Annotated in this window: 17 protein-coding genes; 3 read left to right on the forward strand and 14 right to left on the reverse strand. The window is 71.2% G+C overall.

Translation table 11 applies throughout. The features are described from left to right. The first annotated feature begins 648 nt into the window (after nt 1–648). On the forward strand, nt 649–1,287 hold the full coding sequence (locus E1286_RS14410; RefSeq protein WP_132612613.1) for a hypothetical protein: 639 nt from the start codon (nt 649–651) through the stop codon (nt 1,285–1,287). Here E1286_RS14410 and E1286_RS14415 read toward each other — a convergent pair. After that, nucleotides 1,264–1,875 (reverse strand): HAD family hydrolase, encoded by a 612-nt coding sequence (locus E1286_RS14415; RefSeq protein WP_132612615.1) that lies wholly within the window; start codon nt 1,873–1,875, stop codon nt 1,264–1,266. The genes E1286_RS14410 and E1286_RS14415 overlap by 24 nt on opposite strands. A gap of 32 nt (nt 1,876–1,907) precedes the next feature. On the opposite strand from E1286_RS14415, the gene E1286_RS51265 reads away from it, so the two are divergent. Beyond that, a complete protein-coding gene (locus tag E1286_RS51265) occupies nt 1,908–3,362 on the forward strand; it encodes a glycosyltransferase family 39 protein (RefSeq protein ID WP_281282678.1) in 1,455 nt (484 codons plus the stop codon). A gap of 44 nt (nt 3,363–3,406) precedes the next feature. Here E1286_RS51265 and tyrS read toward each other — a convergent pair whose 3' ends face one another. Then, a complete protein-coding gene (tyrS, locus tag E1286_RS14425; protein ID WP_132612617.1) occupies nt 3,407–4,672 on the reverse strand; it encodes a tyrosine--tRNA ligase in 1,266 nt (421 codons plus the stop codon). An 85-nt stretch (nt 4,673–4,757) separates the two neighbouring features. Between tyrS and E1286_RS14430 the strand changes: the two genes are divergently transcribed. After that, nucleotides 4,758–5,159, forward strand: coding sequence for a PH domain-containing protein (locus E1286_RS14430; RefSeq protein WP_132612619.1), 402 nt, complete (start codon nt 4,758–4,760; stop codon nt 5,157–5,159). Here E1286_RS14430 and E1286_RS14435 read toward each other — a convergent pair. The 12 genes from E1286_RS14435 to E1286_RS14490 all read right to left on the reverse strand — a co-directional run bounded on the left by E1286_RS14435 (nt 5,099) and on the right by E1286_RS14490 (nt 17,859). After that, nucleotides 5,099–5,788, reverse strand: a complete 690-nt coding sequence (locus tag E1286_RS14435) for a DNA-3-methyladenine glycosylase (protein ID WP_132612621.1) — start codon at nt 5,786–5,788, stop codon at nt 5,099–5,101. The two genes, E1286_RS14430 and E1286_RS14435, sit on opposite strands and share 61 nt — an antisense overlap. Further along, on the reverse strand, nt 5,770–7,215 hold the full coding sequence (argH, locus tag E1286_RS14440; protein ID WP_132612623.1) for an argininosuccinate lyase: 1,446 nt from the start codon (nt 7,213–7,215) through the stop codon (nt 5,770–5,772). The genes E1286_RS14435 and argH overlap by 19 nt, the downstream gene beginning before the upstream one ends. 8 nt (nt 7,216–7,223) lie before the next feature. Then, nucleotides 7,224–8,423 carry an argininosuccinate synthase gene (locus E1286_RS14445; RefSeq protein ID WP_132612625.1) on the reverse strand — a complete coding sequence of 400 codons (1,200 nt, stop codon included), beginning with the start codon at nt 8,421–8,423 and terminating at the stop codon, nt 7,224–7,226. A gap of 20 nt (nt 8,424–8,443) precedes the next feature. Then, a complete protein-coding gene (locus E1286_RS14450) occupies nt 8,444–8,956 on the reverse strand; it encodes an arginine repressor (protein WP_132612627.1) in 513 nt (170 codons plus the stop codon). After that, nucleotides 8,953–9,876 (reverse strand): ornithine carbamoyltransferase, encoded by a 924-nt coding sequence (argF, locus tag E1286_RS14455; RefSeq protein ID WP_132612629.1) that lies wholly within the window; start codon nt 9,874–9,876, stop codon nt 8,953–8,955. Before argF ends, E1286_RS14450 begins: the two co-directional genes overlap by 4 nt. Further along, nucleotides 9,873–11,039 carry an acetylornithine transaminase gene (locus tag E1286_RS14460; RefSeq protein WP_132612631.1) on the reverse strand — a complete coding sequence of 389 codons (1,167 nt, stop codon included), beginning with the start codon at nt 11,037–11,039 and terminating at the stop codon, nt 9,873–9,875. The genes argF and E1286_RS14460 overlap by 4 nt, the downstream gene beginning before the upstream one ends. Then, nucleotides 11,039–11,911, reverse strand: a complete 873-nt coding sequence (argB, locus tag E1286_RS14465) for an acetylglutamate kinase (RefSeq protein WP_132612633.1) — start codon at nt 11,909–11,911, stop codon at nt 11,039–11,041. The genes E1286_RS14460 and argB overlap by 1 nt, the downstream gene beginning before the upstream one ends. Further along, on the reverse strand, nt 11,908–13,059 hold the full coding sequence (gene argJ / locus E1286_RS14470) for a bifunctional glutamate N-acetyltransferase/amino-acid acetyltransferase ArgJ (RefSeq protein ID WP_132612635.1): 1,152 nt from the start codon (nt 13,057–13,059) through the stop codon (nt 11,908–11,910). The genes argB and argJ overlap by 4 nt, the downstream gene beginning before the upstream one ends. Next, nucleotides 13,056–14,078, reverse strand: coding sequence for an N-acetyl-gamma-glutamyl-phosphate reductase (argC, locus tag E1286_RS14475; protein WP_132612637.1), 1,023 nt, complete (start codon nt 14,076–14,078; stop codon nt 13,056–13,058). The genes argJ and argC overlap by 4 nt, the downstream gene beginning before the upstream one ends. A 245-nt stretch (nt 14,079–14,323) precedes the next feature. Then, nucleotides 14,324–16,366, reverse strand: a complete 2,043-nt coding sequence (locus E1286_RS14480; protein ID WP_132612639.1) for a bifunctional aldolase/short-chain dehydrogenase — start codon at nt 16,364–16,366, stop codon at nt 14,324–14,326. Nucleotides 16,367–16,373: 7 nt separating this feature from the next. Beyond that, the gene (rhaI, locus tag E1286_RS14485; RefSeq protein ID WP_132612641.1) at nt 16,374–17,531 is read right to left on the reverse strand and encodes an L-rhamnose isomerase; all 1,158 of its coding nucleotides are present in this window, start codon (nt 17,529–17,531) and stop codon (nt 16,374–16,376) included. A 10-nt stretch (nt 17,532–17,541) separates the two neighbouring features. Next, nucleotides 17,542–17,859, reverse strand: coding sequence for an L-rhamnose mutarotase (locus E1286_RS14490; RefSeq protein ID WP_132612643.1), 318 nt, complete (start codon nt 17,857–17,859; stop codon nt 17,542–17,544). Nucleotides 17,860–18,054 lie beyond the last annotated feature (195 nt).

The raw sequence follows: 18,054 nt of genomic DNA on the forward strand, positions 1-18,054 counted from the left end.
TCTCCAAATGATGTTTGGAAACTTCGTCCAAGCAAAACCGTCAAACAATCTCTTTGACGAGGTGTTGCATGAAAATCATGCACTGGCTTTTAACACACTGTTGAGTTCTCAAGAAACGGACGCGTACTTCCGGTCTGAACCTTCGAGAAGATCCGGCGCGGAGGCGCTATCTCGTACTCCGCAATCTTATCAGATCCATCTATTCTCTGTCAAACCCGGAGGTTTGCCGAGAGCCGATCAGATCCGCCAAGATTGTTCGCCCCGTTCCGGGGCAACCCTCGTAACTTACCGTGTCACCCGGCCCGTGTCGAATCAACCGATTATTCGGCGAGTTCGACGGAGGCCCGGAGACGGTCCTGCGAAAGCACGCCGAAGCGACTCCGCCGGATTGGCTCGTCATGTCAAAGGGCTTTGCCCTGGGGCCCGTCCGCCTGATCGGCGTCCGGCTCACTCCCGGGGCGAAGTGAAAGATTAGGTCGCGATCCGCGACACGTCAAATCGCCCCGCGCGGAGATGTGAGAACGGCGTCACCGGCGCGCCATACGCCTGTAACCGGTAGGACGGCCGCGGTGCCGAAGTCTGACCGTTCGGGGTCTTGCCGGAGCCGCGAGCGGGAGTGCAGAACGTGAGTGAGCGGGAGTGCAGAACGTGAGTGAGGAGCATGGGCGGCGAGCCGGTGTGGCGACGACCGCGCTCGGCGTGAGAGACCACTGCGGGTGGGCCGTGCTGGTGGCGATCGGAGGCGGAGCCGGCGCCCCTGAGCTGCTGCTGCGTGAGCGGGCGACATCGCTCGACGACCCATCGCTGCCCGGACAGCCGTACCACGCCGCCGCCGGGCTCGACCTCGACGCGGCCGCGGAGCTGATCGCCCGGGTGGAGGAGGCGGCCCGTACGGCGGCGCAGGACGCCCTTTCCGCGGCGGTCCACGAGCTGGCGGAGGCGGGACACGACGTGGCCGGCGTCGCGCTCGACCTGGGCGCGGTCGGCTCCGGCAGGATGGCGCTGCCCCGTGTCCTCACCGAAGTGCCGGCCAAGCATCACTATCTGCACGGGGCGGAGGGCGAGCTCTATCACGAGGCGCTGCAGAAGGCGGCGCGGTGCGAAGGGCTGGCGGTGAGCCGGTACGACTTCAAGGAGGTGCGCGACACCGCCGCCCGGGCGCTGGGCGCCGATGTCACAGCGCGGGTCGACGGCCTGCGTGCGCGGGCCGGGTCGCCGTGGACGCGTGATCACAAAGACGCCGCCCTGGCCGCGTTGCTCGTGCTAGCGGGAGGCGCCGAACGGTGAATGCAGGACGCGTGCGCGCACCTGCTCGGGTGACTCGAACACCTCGGCCGCCATACCCGCTTCCCTGGCCGCCACCACGTTCGCCTCCCGGTCGTCGAAGAACAGCACGTCCCCGGGGCTCACGCCCAGGCGTTCCGCGCAGATCTCGTACGCCCGCCGCTCCGGCTTCGCGACCCCGATCCGGCACGAGTACGTGAGCGACGCGAAGCGCCCCAGCCACTCTCCGTGCCGCGTCTCCCAGACGGGCACCAGGTCCTCGATGATGTTCGACAGCAGGCCGAGCCGGTGTCCCGCGTCGGCCAGCTCGTGCACGACCTCCACCATGGCGGGGTCCACGTGGCACCAGCTGTCCAGGTCGGCGGCGATCAGCGCCGGCACGTCGGCGAAGCGCGTGCCGAGCCGGGCGGCCACCTCGGCCCAGTACGCGGGCCCGTCCTGGCCGGCGTCGTACGGCGGGCGGCAGTCCCAGTACGCCTGCCAGAACCGCTCCTCCGGCACGCCCGCCAGCTCCACGATCCGCTGCCGCGCCTCGGGCGTCTGGACCCGCGCGATAACACCGTAAAGGTCGAACACGATCACATTCGCCATGTTGAAGACCCTATGTTGCGTATCCTGCCCCGGTGACCTCTGCCGCCACCCTCGCTCCCCCGGCCCGTGCCGTCGCCCGTCCGCGTGCCTACGCCCGCTGGTGGATGGGGTTGCTCGCCGGGGCCGCGGCGTTCTCGGGCAACGGCGGCGCGACGCTCAACGGCGACGAACTGGCCACCATCAGCGCCGCGACCAGGTCGTTGTCGGGGATGTTCGAGCTGGCGCGGCACATCGACGGGCATTTCCTGCCGTACTACCTGTTCATGCACCTGTGGGTGAAGGCGGGCACGGCGGAGCTGTGGCTGCGGCTTCCGTCCGCGGTGGCCATCGGGGTGGCGGCCTGGCTGCTGGCGGATCTCGGGCGCCGCCTGCACAGCACACGAGCCGGCGTGATCGCCGCCGCGATCTTCGCAATCCTGCCCTCGGTGTCCTACTACGGGGCTTTCGCCCGGTCGTACGCGTTCGCCGCCGCGGCGGTGGTGTTCACGTTCTGGGCGCTGCACCGGGCTCTCGAGCGGCCCTGCGGCCGGCGGTGGGCGGCGTACGGGGTGGCGGTGGCGCTGGTGTGCTCCACGCACCTGTTCGCGGTGCTCGTCCTGCCCGCCCAGCTCCTGCTCGTGCGGAGAGATGTGCTGGGACGGATGGCCGCCGCGCTGGCCGCGGGGTGCGTGCCGGCGGCCGTGCTGGGATTGATCGGGTACGGCGAGCGGCACGCGATCAGCTGGATCCCGCAGCGGGGGCCCGAGGTGTGGCTCAAGTTCCCCAAGATGGCGGCGGGGACCACCGGCCTCGGGATCCTGCTGTTCGCGATGGCGCTGGCCGGGGCGGCGTTGCTGTGTACGGCGCGGCGCGAGCGGGCGGGCGCGGGGATGTGGGCGTTCGTGCTGACGGGGTGGCTGGTGCTCCCGCCGGTGCTGCTGCTCGCGGTCTCGCACCTGGTGACGCCGGTGTACGTGGACCGGTACCTGTTCGTGACCGCACCGGCGCTGGCGCTGCTGGCCGGGCTGGCGGTGGCGTGCCTGCCGAGGCTCTCCGTGGTGGCGGGGATCGCGGTCGTGGCGCTCGGCTGCGCGCTGGCCTTCCCTGACCACGTCGAGATACGCGAGGAGAACGGCCGGTTCGAGAACATCCCGTGGGCGCTTCGCGTGATCAAGGCAGAGCCGGAGGACGCGATCGTGTACGGCCAGAGCCAGCTGCGCACCGGCTTCGACTACTACGCCGACTCGCTGATGCCCGTGGACGTGCTGCGCACCGGGGACGCGCCGGAGCCCGACGGGTTCGGCTATCCCGAGCGCTCCGATGTCTCTGCCGCGCTGGACGGTCGTGAGCGGGTCTGGGTCGTGTGGCGCGGCACGAAACAGTCGGGCCTGGAGGGTGACGGCCTGCCGCGGGTCGATGAGGTGGAGCAGGCCGGGTACGAGCTGAGCCTGGCCAAGCACTCCGGCGACCTGCCGGGGCTCACGGTCGCGCTGTTCACCCGCACATGAAACGGGCCTTCCCGCCAGGGGAAGGCCCGTCGTGATCAGAGAGATCAGCCGACCTCGACACCGCCGATCGACTTCTTGCCCCGGCGCAGCACCAGGAAACGCCCGGCCAGCAGGTCGTCGGCGGTCGGCGCGTACGACTCGTCGGTGATCTTGACGTTGTTGAGGTACGCGCCGCCCTCCTTCACCACGCGGCGCGCGGCCGACTTGGACTCGACCAGCCCGCTGTCGGCCATCAGGTCGATCAGCGGCGCGCCGAGCGCGGGCACCACGGCCTTGGGCACCTCGGCCAGCGCCGCCGCCAGGGTCGCGGCCGGCAGCTCCTCCAGCGCGCCCTGTCCGAACAGCGCCTTGGACGCGGCCACCACCGCGGCCAGCTCGGCCGGGCCGTGCAGCAGCTCGGTCAGGTCCTCCGCCAGCGCGCGCTGCGCCTCACGGGCGAACGGGCGCTCCGCCACGGCCTTCTCCAGCTCCTCGATCTCCTCGCGGCTCTTGAACGTGAACACCTTGAGGTAGTGGATCACGTCGCGGTCGTCGGCGTTGAGGAAGTACTGGTAGAAGGCGTATGGGGAGGTCATCTCCGGGTCGAGCCACAGCGCGCCGCCCGCGGTCTTGCCGAATTTGGTGCCGTCGGCCTTGGTGATCAGCGGCACGGTCAGCGCGTGCACGTGTCCGCCCTCGACGCGGCGCACGAGGTCGGCGCCCGCGGTGATGTTGCCCCACTGGTCGCTGCCGCCGACCTGCAGCGTGCAGTTGTAGCGGCGGTAGAGCTCCAGGTAGTCGTTGGCCTGGAGGATCTGGTAGCTGAACTCGGTGTAGCTCAGGCCCTCGCCCGCCAGGCGCGCCGAGACCGACTCCCTGGCCAGCATGCGGTTGACCGGGAAGTGCTTGCCGATGTCGCGCAGGAAGTCGATGGCGCTCAGCTGACCCGTCCAGTCGAGGTTGCTCACCATGAGGGCGGCGTTCGGCTGGGCGTCGAAGTCGAGGAACCTGCCGACCTGGCCGCGCAGCCGCTCGACCCACTCCTCGACCACTTCGGTGGCGTTCAGCGAACGCTCGGTGTTGCGGCCGCTCGGGTCACCGATCAGGCCGGTGGCGCCGCCGACCAGGCCGATCGGGCGGTGGCCGGCGAGCTGGAGGCGGCGCAGCGTGAGCAGCGGCACGAAGTGGCCGACGTGCAGCGACGCCGCCGTCGGGTCGAAGCCGGAATACACCGTGATGGGACCCTTGGCCATGGCCGAGCGCAGGGCGTCGAGGTCGGTGGACTGTGCGATCAGGCCCCGCCACGCGAGGTCGTCGATGATGTCGGTCACGGTGATGGCTTCCTGGGTTGGATGACGATGCCTTTAGCCTGCCCGATCCGTGCGGATGCCCGCCACTTGGATACGCTGTGCAGCCATGTGGAGGGTCCGTCGAGAGCTGGCCGCTTTCAAGATCTTAGGGGCTCTGGTGTGCGCCGGGCTCGGCGTTTTCTGGTGGTTCGAGGACGACCTGCGCGGCGTGATCCTGGCCGTGCCGGCGACCGTGCTGCTGGGCGCGATGGCGCTGCGCGATCTGCTGGTGCCCGTACGGCTGAGCGCCGACGAGAGCGGCATCACGGTCGTGCACGGGTTCGCCGGCAAGCGCCACGTGCCGTGGGAGGCGATCTGGGACATCAAGGTCGACGTACGCAGGCGCTGGGGGCTGCGCAGCGAGATGCTGGAGATCGACACCGGCGACAACTTGCACATCTTCAGCCCTCACGAGCTGGGCACCTCCCCGACGGAGGTGGCGGCCGCGTTGCGGCGGCGCGGCACGTGAGCGCGGTACGGCGAGACGGTCGGGTCGCCGTCGATCCAGAACCGCCAGGGGGTCTCCTTGGCCGTCGAGATGCCGGTGCGCGGACCTGACCTGATCAGCTCTGGGCCGGCGGGAAGGCCCTCCAGCACGGCGGCGGCCTGATGCGGCTGCCCGGCGGCCAGGCCCTCGCGTACGGCGTCGAGGCCGTTGTGCTCGCGGGCGAGGCTCAAGGCCATGGTCAGGCGGGCGGGGCCGCGGGCCAGGTCGCGGTCGGGCACGCGGCGGGCGGACGAGCGGCGGGCGCGGGCCTCCTCCAGCCCGGCCACCACCTCACCGGCCCGCAGCAGCACGGCGGAGCCGAAGCCCTCGGGCAGGCACACGAGATTGGCGCAGAAGTGCATGCCGTAGGTGAAGTACACGTACAGGTGGCCCGGGGGCCCGAACATGACGGCGTTGCGCGGCGTCTTGCCGCGGTAGGTGTGGGCCGCCGGGTCCTCGCCTGGGCCGCCGTACGCCTCGACCTCGGTCAGGCGCACGGCGACGGGACCGTGCACGAGGACGCGCCCGAGCAGGTCGGGCGCCACCTCGTGGGACGGCCGTTCGAAGAAGCTCCGCGGCAGCGGGGCCGAGCTCAGCTGCCCGCCGCCCATGCCGCCTGCGCGTCGACCGCCTCGCCGAGCGCGACGAGCTGGTCGCGGACCCGGTCGGGGGCGGTGCCGCCGTAGGCCTTGCGCGCGGCCAGGGCGCCCGGCACGTTGAGCACGTCGCGGACGTCGGGCGTCAGGTGCGGCGACACCTTGGCCAGCTCGTCGTCGGTGAGCTCGCCGAGGTCCTTGTCGTTGACCTGGCACCACACCACGAGGTGGCCCACGGCCTCGTGCGCCTCGCGGAAGGGCACTCCGCGCCGCACCAGCAGCTCGGCCAGGTCGGTGGCCAGGGCGAACCCGTCGGGGGCTGAGGCCTCCAGGCGGGCGGTGTTGACCCGCATGGTGGCGATCAGGCCGGCCATCGCGGGCAGGACCAGCAAGAGGGTGTCGACGGAGTCGAAGACGGGCTCCTTGTCCTCCTGCAGGTCGCGGTTGTAGGTCAGCGGCAGGCCCTTGAGCGTCGTCAGCAGCGACATCAGGTTTCCGATAAGGCGGCCGGACTTGCCGCGGGCCAGCTCGGCGACGTCGGGGTTCTTCTTCTGGGGCATGATCGACGAGCCGGTGGAGTAGGCGTCGTCCATCTCGATCCAGCGGAACTCCTGCGAGGCCCACAGGACGATCTCCTCGCCCAGCCGCGACAGGTGGACGCCGATCATGGCCGCGTCGAAGAGGAACTCGGCGGCGAAGTCGCGCTCGGCGACGGCGTCCATCGAGTTGGGGGCGGCGGCGGAGAAGCCGAGCTCGGCGGCCACGGCCTGCGGGTCGAGCGGCAGCGACGAGCCGGCCAGCGCGCCCGAGCCGAGCGGGGAGACCGCGGCGCGCTTGTCCCAGTCGATGAGGCGGTCGATGTCGCGGGCGAAGGCGTGCACGTGGGCCAGCAGCTGGTGGCCGAAGGAGACCGGCTGCGCGTGCTGCAGGTGGGTCATGCCGGGCGCGGCCGTCTCGGCGTGCTGCTCGGCCTGGGCCATCAGCGCCGTCTCCAGCTCGACCAGGCGCGAGACGATCGTGCGGGCGTGGTCGCGGAGGTAGAGGCGCAGGTCGGTGGCGATCTGGTCGTTGCGCGAGCGACCGGCGCGCAGCTTGCCGCCGAGCGAGCCGAGCCGCTCCAGCAGGCCGCGCTCCAGCGCGGTGTGCACGTCCTCGTCGGCCACGGTCGGCCGGAACTCACCCGCCTTGCACGCCTGCTCCAGGTCGCCGAGCGCGCCGATCATGCGCTCGAGCTCGTCGTCGCTCAGCAGCCCCGCCCTGTGCAGCACGCGGGCGTGCGCCCTGGACGCCGCCAGGTCGTACGGCACCAGCCGCCAGTCGAAATGCACGCTCACCGACAGCCGGGTCAGCGCGTCGGACGGGCCCCCTTCGAAGCGCCCGCCCCACAGCCGCATCGGCTTGCCATCACTCACCGTGTTCTCCTTCTCGTCCACCGCGACCATAGTGCACGTCAGTCCTTCTTGGCGTCTCGCGCGGCGGCGATCTTAGCGGGCAGGGAGAAGAGCTCCACGAACCCCTTGGCCTGCGACTGGTCGAAGGCGTCGCCCGTGTCGTACGTCGCCAGCGAGTGGTCGTACAGGGAGTCGCCGGAGCGGCGGCCGGTCACGACCGCCCTGCCGCCGTGCAACGTCATCCTGATGTCGCCGCTGACGCGCCGCTGCGCCTCGGCGATGAACGCGTCGAGCGCCCTCCTGAGCGGCGAGAACCACAGGCCATCGTAGACCAGCTCGCCCCAGCGCTGGTCCACGCCTCGCTTGTGGCGGGCCAGGTCGCGTTCGACCGTGACGTTCTCCAGCTCCATGTGGGCGGTGATGAGCGTCATGGCGCCGGGCGCCTCGTAGACCTCGCGCGACTTGATGCCCACCAGGCGGTCCTCGACCAGGTCGACGCGGCCCACGCCCTGGGCTCCCGCGCGTCTGTTGAGCTCGTCGACCACCTCGTACGGTGTCAGCGCGCGGCCGTCGACGGCCACCGGGACGCCCTCGTCGAACGTGATGACGACCTCGTCGGGCTCGCGCGGCGTGGCCGGGTCGGCGGTGTAGGCGTAGACGTCCTCGCTGGGGCCGTTCCAGATGTCCTCGAGGAAGCCGGTCTCGATGGCGCGGCCCCAGAGGTTCTGGTCGATGGAGAACGGGTTCTTCTTCGACGTCTCGATGGGCAGGCCCCTGGCCTCGGCGTACTCGATGGCCTTGTCGCGTGTCCAGGCGAAGTCGCGGGCGGGCGCGACGACCCGCAGCTCGGGGGCCAGGGCGGACAGGCCCGCCTCGAAGCGGACCTGGTCGTTGCCCTTGCCGGTGCAGCCGTGGGCGACGATCGTGCCGCCGAGCCGCCGGGCCGCGGCCACCAGGTGCTTGACGATGAGCGGGCGCGACAGCGACGAGACGAGCGGGTATCGGTCCATGTAGAGGGCGTTGGCCCGCAGGGCGGGCACGCAGAAGTCGGCGGCGAACTCCTCCCTGGCGTCCACCACGACCGACTCGGCGGCGCCGCAGTCGAGGGCGCGCTTGCGGATGTCCTCCATGTCCTCGCCGCCCTGGCCGAGGTCGAGCGCGACGGCGATGACCTCGGCGTCCATCTTCTCGGCGAGGTACGGGATGGCGACCGAGGTGTCGAGGCCGCCGGAATACGCGAGTACTACTCTGTCCGGCATTTCCTTCTTCTCCTGAAATATCAGGTGGTGCTTCGTCGGTCGGCAGCCCGCAGCAGCGCCTCGGCGAGCGCCTGGCCGCCGCTCGGGTCGCGGCTGATGACCAGGATCGTGTCGTCGCCCGCCACCGTGCCGAGGATGGAGTGCCAGTCGGCGTGGTCGATGGCGGAGGCCAGGAACTGGGCCGCCCCCGGGGGCGTCCGCACGATGACCAGGTTGGCCGACGCCTCGGCCCCGACCAGCAGTTCCTCCGCGATGCGATGCAGCCGCGCGTCGGGGGACTCGCCGGTGCCCACCCGGGTGAGCGGGATGCGGCCCCCGCCCTCCCCCGGCAGCGCGTACACCAGGGAGCCGTCGTCGGCGCGCAGTTTGAGCGCGCCGAGCTCGTCGAGGTCGCGCGAGAGCGTGGCCTGGGTGACCTCGACCCCGCTCTCGGCGAGCAGCTTGGCCAGCTCCGGCTGGGAGCGCACGGCCTGCCGCATGAGCAGCTCGGTGATCTTCGCCTGCCGCGCCGCCTTGGTCATCGGGATGGTCATCGTCGCTGCACCAGCCAGTGCAGCAGCGCCTTCTGGGCGTGCAGGCGGTTCTCCGCCTGGTCCCACACGACGCTCCGCGGGCCTTCGAGGACGTCCTCGGTGATCTCGTAGCCCCGGTAGGCGGGCAGGCAGTGCAGCACGATCGCGTCGGAGGCGGCCTGCTCCAGCAGCTCGGCGTTCACCTGGTACGGCATGAGCGCCTTGACCCGTTCCTCCTTGCCGTCCTGGCCCATCGAGACCCAGGTGTCGGTGGCGACCACGTGGGCGCCCTCGACGGCGGCGGCCGGGTCGGACAGCGCGATCACCGAGCCGCCCGTCTGCGCGGCGATGGCGGCGGCCCGGTCGAGGATGACCGCGTCGGGCTGGTAGCCGGCCGGAGCGGCGATGCGGACGTGCATACCGGCCGTGGCGCCGCCGAGCAGGTAGGAGTGGGCCATGTTGTTGGCGCCGTCGCCCACGTACGTGAAGGTGACTCCGGCGGTGCGGCCGAGCTGCTCGTGGACCGTCTGCAGGTCGGCGAGGATCTGGCACGGGTGGAAGTCGTCGGTGAGCGCGTTGACCACGGGCACCCGCGAGTGGGCGGCCATCTCCTCGATGAGGTGCTGGCCGGTGGTGCGCCAGACGATGGCGGCGACCTGCCGCCCCAGCACCCGGGCGAGGTCGGCGGGCGGCTCGCCGCGGCCCATGAGCGCCGAGACGTTGTCGACGACCAGCGGCAGGCCGCCGAGCTCGCCGATGCCGGTGTGGAAGGACACGCGCGTGCGGGCCGACGGCTTGTCGAACAGCACGGCGACCGTCCGGGGGCCCTCGAAGGGCCGGTAGCCGAACCGGTCCTTCTTCATCGCGGCGGCCAGCTCCAGCACCTCCGCCTGCTCGCCGGGGGTGAGGTCGTCGTCGCGCAGGAAGTGCCTGGGGCTCACTTGGCCGCCTCCTGGAGGATCGCGGGGAAGGCGGCGACGAAGGAGTCGATCTCCTCCGCCGTCACCACCAGCGGGGGCGCGATGCGGACCGCGTCCGGCTGCAGGGCGTTGACCAGGAAACCGGCCTCGGCGGCGGCCCGCTGCAGGTCGGCCGAGCGGGGCTCGGCCAGCACCGCGGCCAGCCACAGGCCGCGCCCGCGCACGCCCTTCAGCAGCGGGTGGGCGACGGACTCCAGGCCGGTGCGCAGCCGCGCGGCCACCGTCTTGACGTGGTCGAGGTCGACGTTGTCGAGCACGGCCAGGGCCGCGGCGCACGAGACCGGGTTGCCGCCGAACGTCGATCCGTGGTCGCCCTTGTCGAACAGTTTGCCCGCGTCGCCGAACCCGACACAGGCGCCGATCGGCATCCCGCCGCCCAGGCCCTTGGCCAGGGTGAGGATGTCGGGGGTGACGCCCTCGGCCTGGTGGGCGAACCAGTGGCCGGTACGGCCGATCGCGGACTGGATCTCGTCGGCCACCAGCAGCGCGCCGGTCGAGTCGCAGATCTCGCGGGCGGCCTCGAAGTAGCCCTCGGGCGGCGGCACCACGCCGGCCTCGCCCTGCGTGGGCTCCAGGAAGACCGCGATGCAGTCGCCGGTGACGGCCTCCTTGAGCGCGGCGGCGTCACCGTAGGGGACGAAGCGCACGTCGACCGGGAACGGGCCGAACTGGTCGCGGATCGACGGTTTGCCGGTCAGGGACAGGGCGCCGATCGTGCGGCCGTGGAAGCCGTTCTCGGCGGCCACGAAGAACGAGCGGCCCTCGCGCCGGCCGTACTTGAGGGCCAGCTTGTAGGCGGCCTCGTTGGCCTCGGTGCCGGAGTTGGCGAAGAACACCCGGGCGGGGGCGTTCAGCAGGTCGAGCAGGCGCTCGGCGAGCAGCACCTCCGGCTCGTGCAGGAACAGGTTGCTGGTGTGGGCGATGGTGGCGACCTGGCGCGAGACGGCCTCCACCAGGGCGGGGTGGGCGTGGCCGAGCGAGCTGGTCGCGATGCCGGCGATGAAGTCGAGGTAGGGCCGGCCGTCGACGTCCCACACGCGGGCTCCTTCGCCGCGCGCGAGCGCGATCGGCGGGACGCCGTAGTTGGGCATGAAGGCCTGCTCGAACCTGTCGTACAGACTCATCAGGGCATCACCATCGTTCCGATTCCTTCATTGGTGAAGATCTCCAGCAGCAGTGAGTGGGGCACGCGGCCGTCGAGGACGTGCGCCTGCGGCACTCCGCCCTGGACGGCCGTCAGGCATGCCCCCATTTTCGGGACCATGCCGCTGGAGAGGGTGGGCATGAGCGCCTCGAGTTCGTCGCCGGTGAGCGAGTCGATGACGTCGGTGTCGTCGGGCCAGTTGGCGTACAGGCCCTCGACGTCGGTGAGGACGATGAGCTTCTGGGCCTGGAGCTCGACGGCGAGCGCGGCGGCGGCGGTGTCGGCGTTGACGTTGTAGATCTCGCCGTCGTCGCCCCTGGCCACGCTGGAGACGACCGGGATGCGGCCGTCGTCGATGAGGGCGCGCACGGCGCCCGCGTCGACCTTGATGATCTCGCCGACCTGCCCGATGTCGACGGGCTCGCCGTCGACGACCGCGTGTTTGCGCACGGCCGTGAACAGGTGGGCGTCCTCGCCGGACATGCCGATGGCGAACGGGCCGTGCCGGTTGACCAGGCCCACGATGTCGCGGCCGACCTGGCCGACCAGGACCATCCGGACGACCTGCATGGCCTCGGGCGTGGTGACGCGCAGGCCGGCGGTGAACGTGGACTCGATGCCCAGCTGGTCGAGGGCGCTGCTGATCTGCGGGCCGCCGCCGTGCACGACGACCGGGCGCAGGCCCACCTGGTGCAGGAAGACGACGTCCTCGGCGAAGCCCTCCTTGAGCACCTCGTCGGTCATGGCGTTGCCGCCGTACTTGATGACGACGGTGGCGCCGTGGAAGCGGGTCAGCCAGGGCAGCGCCTCGATGAGCGTCTCGGCCTTCGACTGCGCGGTGGCGGCCCTCATGACGAGTACGCCGAGTTCTCGTGGACGTAGTCGGCCGTCAGGTCGGTGGTGTGCACCGTCGCGGTGTGCGGGCCGGCCGACAGGTCGATGGTGATGGTCACGTCGCGGGGGCGCATGTCGACCTTGGAGCGGTCGTCGCCGACCGCGCCGCCGCGGCAGATCCAGATGCCGTTGATGGCGACGTTGAGCCGGTCGGGCTCGAACACCGCGTCGGTGGTGCCGACGGCGGCCAGCACGCGGCCCCAGTTGGGGTCTTCGCCGTGGATGGCGCACTTGAGCAGGTTGGAACGGGCGACCACGCGGCCGACCTTGACCGCGTCGTCCTCGGAGGCGGCGCCGACGACCTCGATGGCGATGGCCTTGGTGGCGCCCTCGGCGTCGACGAGGAGCTGCCTGGCCAGGTCGGCGCAGACCTCGGTGACCTTCTGCTCGAACTCCGCGAGGTCGGGCCTGACCCCGGAGGCGCCGCTGGCCAGCAGCAGCACGGTGTCGTTGGTGGACATGCAGCCGTCGGTGTCGAGCCGGTCGAACGTCGTGGAGGTGGCCCGGCGCAGCACGGTGTCGAGCTCGTCACTGGTCAGGTCGGCGTCGGTGGTGATGACGCAGAGCATGGTGGCCAGCGCGGGGGCGAGCATGCCGGCGCCCTTGGCCATGCCGCCGACCATGTAGCCGGCCGCCCGCTTGAAGGAGATCTTGGAGACGGTGTCGGTGGTGCGGATCGCGTCGGCCGCCGCCAGGCCGCCGTCGCGGGAGAGCTGGCCGGCGGCGGTCTCGACACCGGACAGCAGCGCGTCCATCGGCAGCCGCTCGCCGATGAGGCCGGTGGAGCAGACGGCGATCTCGCCCGCGGAGTCTTCCAGCGCCTCGGCGACCTTCTCGGCGGTGGTGTGGGTGTCCTGGAAGCCCTCGGGGCCGGTGCAGGCGTTGGCACCGCCGGAGTTGAGCACCACCGCCCGCAGCCGCCCGCCGGACAGGACCTGCTGCGACCACAGCACGGGGGCGGCCTTGACGCGGTTGGCGGTGAAGACGCCCGCGGCGGCGCGGCTCGGCCCGTCGTTGACGACGAGGGCCAGGTCACGGGAGCCGCCAGCCTTGATGCCGGCGGCCACGCCCGCGGCCCGGAAACCTAGAGGGGCGGTAACGCTCATGGGGCGACTCCTGTCAGGGGAAGGCCGAGCTCTTCCGGCAGGCCGAGGGCGAGGTTGACGCTCTGGATCGCGCCCCCGGCCGTGCCCTTGGTGAGGTTGTCGATGGCGATGACGGCGATCACCCGGCCCGCGCGCTCGTCGAGCGCCACCTGCAGGGCGGCGGTGTTGGCGCCGTAGGTCATGGAGGTGGCCGGCCAGACGCCCTCGGGCAGCAGCCGGACGAACGGCTCGCCCTTGAACGCGGCCTCGTACGCCGAGCGCAGCGACTCCTTGGTGACGCCGGGCGCGGCGGGGGCGGTGCAGGTGGCCAGGATGCCGCGGCTCATGGGAGCCAGCGTCGGCGTGAACGACACCCGGACGGGCGCGCCCGCGACGGCGGTCAGGCCCTGCTCCATCTCGGGGGTGTGCCGGTGGACGCCGCCCGCGGAGTAGGCACTCACGGAGCCCATGACCTCGCTGCCGAGCAGGTTGGGCTTGAGCGATTTGCCGGCCCCGCTGGTGCCGCTGGCGGCGACCACGACCACGTCGGGCTCGGCCAGGCCGGCGGCGAACGCCGGGAACAGCGCCAGCAGGACGGACGTCGGGTAACAGCCGGGGACGGCGATGCGGGTGGCCTTGCTCAGCACGTCGCGCTGACCGGGCAGCTCGGGCAGCCCGTACGGCCAGGTGCCGGCGTGCTCGCCGCCGTAGAACTCCTGCCAGGCGGCCGGGTCGGCGAGCCGGTGGTCGGCGCCGCAGTCGACCACGATCGTCTCCTCGCCGAGCTGCGCGGCGACGGCGGCCGAGTGGCCGTGCGGCAGGGCCAGGAAGACGACGTCGTGGCCGGCGAGCGTGTCGGCGGAGGTCTCCTCGATGGCGCGGTGGGCGAGCTGCGGCAGGTGCGGCTGGCGGGCGCCGAGAAGTCCGCCGGCGCTGGACGCGGCGGTCAGCGCGCCGATCTCGAGCTCGGGATGGCCGAGCAGGAGGCGGAGCAGCTCACCTCCCGCGTAGCCGCTGGCTCCCGCGATGGCTGCCCTCATCGGCCCTCCTGCATGATTATGCATATCTACTTATGACCTTGCTTGCTTCTTAAGATGATGCACTGTGCAGGATGAATATGCAAGCCGTGGTCAGGTCACCCCCGGGCATGAAGCGAGGGGAGGAGGCGGGCACATGAGGGGTTTCATATCCGCTGCACACGACGCCACACCTTCTTGTGAGTGAGGCAACACATGCGAAGGGCCGCCGTGACGGGGTCACGGCGGCCCGTGGAGGGCGTGCCGGGTCAGCGCAGGAAGGCGGCTGCGACGCCGGCGTCCACCGGGATGTGCAGGCCAGTGGTCTGGGCGAGGTCGCCGCCGGTGAGGGCGAAGACGGCCGCGGCCACGTGCTCGGGCAGGACCTCGCGCTTGAGCAGGGTGCGCTGGGCGTAGAACTCGCCGAGCCTCTCCTCCTCCACCCCGTACACCTTGGCCCGGTTGGCGCCCCAGCCCGAGGCGAAGATGCCGGAGCCGCGCACGACGCCGTCAGGGTTGATGCCGTTGACGCGGATGCCGTGGGCGCCCAGCTCGGCCGCGAGGAGGCGTACCTGGTGGGCCTGGTCGGCCTTGGCGGCGCCGTAGGCGACGTTGTTCGGGCCGGCGAAGACGGAGTTCTTCGAGGAGATGTAGACGACGTCGCCGCCCATGGCCTGATCGATCATGATCCTGGCGGTCTCCCGGGAGACCAGGAACGAGCCGCGAGCCATGACGTCGTGCTGCAGGTCCCAGTCGGCCAGCGTGGTCTCCAGCAGCGAGCGCGACAGCGACAGGCCGGCGTTGTTGACGACGAGGTCGATCCCGCCGAAGGCCAGCACACCCGCGCGCACGGCTGCGACGACCTGCTCCTCCGAGGTGACGTCCGCGCCGACGGCCACCGCGACGTCCGACACGCGGTACGCCCCCGCGCCGATCTCCGCGGCCACCTTCTCGGCCGCGCCGAGGTCGCGGTCGGCCACGATCACGCAGGCGCCCTCGGCGGCCAGCCGGCGGGCGGTCGCCGCGCCGATGCCCGAGCCGCCGCCGGTCACCAGCGCGACCCGGGTGGCCAGGGGCTTCGGCTTGGGCATGCGGCGGAGCTTGGCCTCCTCCAACTCCCAGTACTCGATCCGGAACTTCTCCGACTCGGGGATGGGGGCGTACGTGGAGACGGACTCGGCGCCGCGCATGACGTTGATCGCGTTGACGTAGAACTCGCCGGCCACCCGCGCGGTCTGCTTGTCCTTGCCGAAGGAGAACATGCCGACGCCCGGCACCAGCACGATCGCCGGGTCCGCGCCGCGCATGGGCGGCGAGTCGGGGGTGGCGTGCCGCTCGTAGTAGGCGGTGTACTCGGCGCGGTAGGCGGCGTGCAGCTCGCGCAGCCGTTCGGCGGCCCGCTCCGGCGGCGCGTCCGGCGGCAGGTCGAGCACCAGCGGCGCCACCTTCGTGCGCAGGAAGTGATCGGGGCAGGACGTGCCCAGCGCCGCCAGCCTCGGGTGCTCGGCGCGCGCGAGGAAGTCGAGCACCTCGGGCGTGTCGGTGTAATGGCCGACCACGCGCACGTCGGCCGAGGCCAGGCCCCGGACGATCGGGAACAGCGCGGCGGCGCGCTCGTGCCGCTCGGCCTCGGGCAGCGTGTCGTACACCACCGGGCCGAACGGGTCGGGGCGGCCGTGCTCGGCCAGATACGCCTCCGCGGTGCGGATGATCTCCAGCGAGCGGGCCTCGCACTCCTGCGACGTCGAGCCCCACGCGGTGATGCCGTGGCCGCCGAGGACGCAGCCGATGGCCTGCGGGTTGGCGTCCTTGATGGAGGCGATGTCGAGGCCGAGCTGGAAGCCCGGCCGCCGCCACGGCACCCACACGACCCGGTCGCCGAAGATCCGGCGGGTCAGCTCCTCGCCGTCGGCCGCGGTGGCCAGGGCGATGCCGGCGTCGGGGTGCAGGTGGTCGACGTGCGCGGCCTCGACCAGGCCGTGCATGGCGGTGTCGATCGACGGCGCGGCCCCGCCCCTGCCGTGCAGGCAGTAGTCGAAGGCCGCCACCATCTCGTCCTCGCGCGCCATGCCCGGGTAGACGCCCTTGAGGGCGCGCAGCCGGTCGAGGCGCAGGACGGCGAGGCCCGTCTCCTTCAGGGTGCCGAGGTCGCCGCCCGAGCCCTTGACCCAGAGCAGCTCCACGTCCTCGCCGGTGACCGGGTCGGTGGCGGCGCCCTTGGCCGAGGTGTTGCCGCCCGCGAAGTTGGTGTTGCGCGGGTCGGCGCCCAGGCGGTGGGAGCGGTCGAGCAGTTCCTTCACTGGATTGTTCATGGTGGTGCTAGGCCCCCCAGCCGGCCTGTGTGCCGCCGACGCGCTCGGCGGCGATCTTCTCGAAATATCCGGACTTGGCGTACGCGGCCATCGGGTCGGGCGCGAGGCCCATCTCCTCGCGCAGCTCGGCGAGCAGCGGCCGCACGTCGGTGTTGTAGGCGTCCATGACGACGGCGTTCGCGCCGAGCACGTCGCCCTCGCCCTGCGCGGCGGCCAGCGCCTCGCGGTCGACGAGCAGCGCCTTGGCGGTCGCCTCCTGCACGTTCATGACCGAGCGGATCTGGCCCGGGATCTTGGGCTCGATGTTGTGGCACTGGTCGAGCATGAACGCCACGCCCGTCTCAGGGTCGAGACCGCCGCCGCGCACGACCTCGTACATGATGCGGAACAGCTGGAACGGATCGGCCGCGCCCACCATGAGGTCGTCGTCGGCGTAGAAGCGGGAGTTGAAGTCGAAGCCGCCGAGCTTCCCCTCGCGCAGCAGGAACGCCACGATGAACTCGATGTTGGTGCCCGGCGCGTGGTGGCCGGTGTCGACGACGACCTGCGCCTTGGGGCCGAGCTTGACGCAGTGGGCGTACGCGGTGCCCCAGTCGGGCACGTCGGTGGCGTAGAAGGCGGGCTCGAACAGCTTGTACTCCAGCAGGAAGCGCTGGCCGTCGCCGAGCCGGGCGTAGACCTCGGCGAGGGAGTCGGCCAGGCGGTCCTGGCGGGCCCTGATGTCGTCCTGGCCCGGGTAGTTGAGGCCGTCGGAGAACCACAGCTTGAGCGTGTCGGAGCCGGTGGCGTCCATGATGTCCACGCACTCCAGCAGGTGGTCGGTGGCCTTCCTGCGCACCCCCGCCGACGGATGGGTGACGCTGCCGAGCATGTAGTCGTCGTCCTGGAAGACGTTGGAGTTGATCGCTCCGATGCCGACGCCCAGGTCACGGGCGTGCCGGGCCAGGTCGGCGTAGTCGTCCACCTTGTCCCACGGGATGTGCAGGGCCACCGTGGGGGCGATCCCGGTGTGGGCGTGCACCTGGGCGGCGTCGGCCAGCTTCTCGTACGGGTCCCTCGGCACGCCCTTCTGCGCGAACACCTTGAACCTCGTGCCGCTGTTGCCGTACGCCCAGGACGGCGTCTCGATGCGCTGCGCGCGCAGCGCGGCCTTGATGTCAGTCATCACTCCCCGATCAGTCCAGGTGGAAGATTTCTTCGAGCGGGACCTTGTTCTCGTCGGGGCGCCCGTCGATGCCCTCGAAGAACGGCGCCATGTGGGCCTGCCAGCGGGCGTTGACGTCGGTCTCGGCCATCGCCTTCTTCGCGGCCTCGAAGTCCTCGGTCTCCAGGTAGCCCACGAGCAGGCCGTCGTCCCTGAGGAAGAGCGAGTAGTTGTGCCAGCCGGTGCGCGACAGCGCCTCTCGCATCTCGGGCCAGACGTCCCGGTGGCGTTCGCGGTACTCCGCCAGCCGGTCCGGGCGGACTTTCAGCAGGAAGCAGACGCGTTGCACGGCACTCCTCTTCAAAACGTTTTAATCCTCGTGCAGGAAACTATGATTCCCGGTGCCCGCTGTCAATGCGCTTCCCGCCTTGGACGCCGTGGCCGGAGGCCGGAATCGGGTGACACGTTTTAACGCACTCACCCGCACGCCGGAGCGATGATCGGCGAGAAACCGGATTAAAACGTTCCTCACCGACACGGGAGC

It is taken from the genome of Nonomuraea terrae, from assembly GCF_004348995.1.
Lineage (GTDB): Bacteria > Actinomycetota > Actinomycetes > Streptosporangiales > Streptosporangiaceae > Nonomuraea > Nonomuraea terrae.

Bases quoted from the DNA above. Each gene is read 5' to 3' on its own strand.
- E1286_RS14415 (WP_132612615.1), bottom strand. From the start codon at position 1,875: ATGGCGAATGTGATCGTGTTCGACCTTTACGGTGTTATCGCGCGGGTC.
- E1286_RS14430 (WP_132612619.1), top strand. From the start codon at position 4,758: ATGTGGAGGGTCCGTCGAGAGCTGGCCGCTTTCAAGATCTTAGGGGCT.
- E1286_RS14435 (WP_132612621.1), bottom strand. From the start codon at position 5,788: ATGGGCGGCGGGCAGCTGAGCTCGGCCCCGCTGCCGCGGAGCTTCTTC.
- argH (WP_132612623.1), bottom strand. From the start codon at position 7,215: ATGGTCGCGGTGGACGAGAAGGAGAACACGGTGAGTGATGGCAAGCCG.
- E1286_RS14445 (WP_132612625.1), bottom strand. From the start codon at position 8,423: ATGCCGGACAGAGTAGTACTCGCGTATTCCGGCGGCCTCGACACCTCG.
- E1286_RS14450 (WP_132612627.1), bottom strand. From the start codon at position 8,956: ATGACCATCCCGATGACCAAGGCGGCGCGGCAGGCGAAGATCACCGAG.
- E1286_RS14460 (WP_132612631.1), bottom strand. From the start codon at position 11,039: ATGAGTCTGTACGACAGGTTCGAGCAGGCCTTCATGCCCAACTACGGC.
- argB (WP_132612633.1), bottom strand. From the start codon at position 11,911: ATGAGGGCCGCCACCGCGCAGTCGAAGGCCGAGACGCTCATCGAGGCG.
- argJ (WP_132612635.1), bottom strand. From the start codon at position 13,059: ATGAGCGTTACCGCCCCTCTAGGTTTCCGGGCCGCGGGCGTGGCCGCC.
- argC (WP_132612637.1), bottom strand. From the start codon at position 14,078: ATGAGGGCAGCCATCGCGGGAGCCAGCGGCTACGCGGGAGGTGAGCTG.
- E1286_RS14480 (WP_132612639.1), bottom strand. From the start codon at position 16,366: ATGAACAATCCAGTGAAGGAACTGCTCGACCGCTCCCACCGCCTGGGC.
- rhaI (WP_132612641.1), bottom strand. From the start codon at position 17,531: ATGACTGACATCAAGGCCGCGCTGCGCGCGCAGCGCATCGAGACGCCG.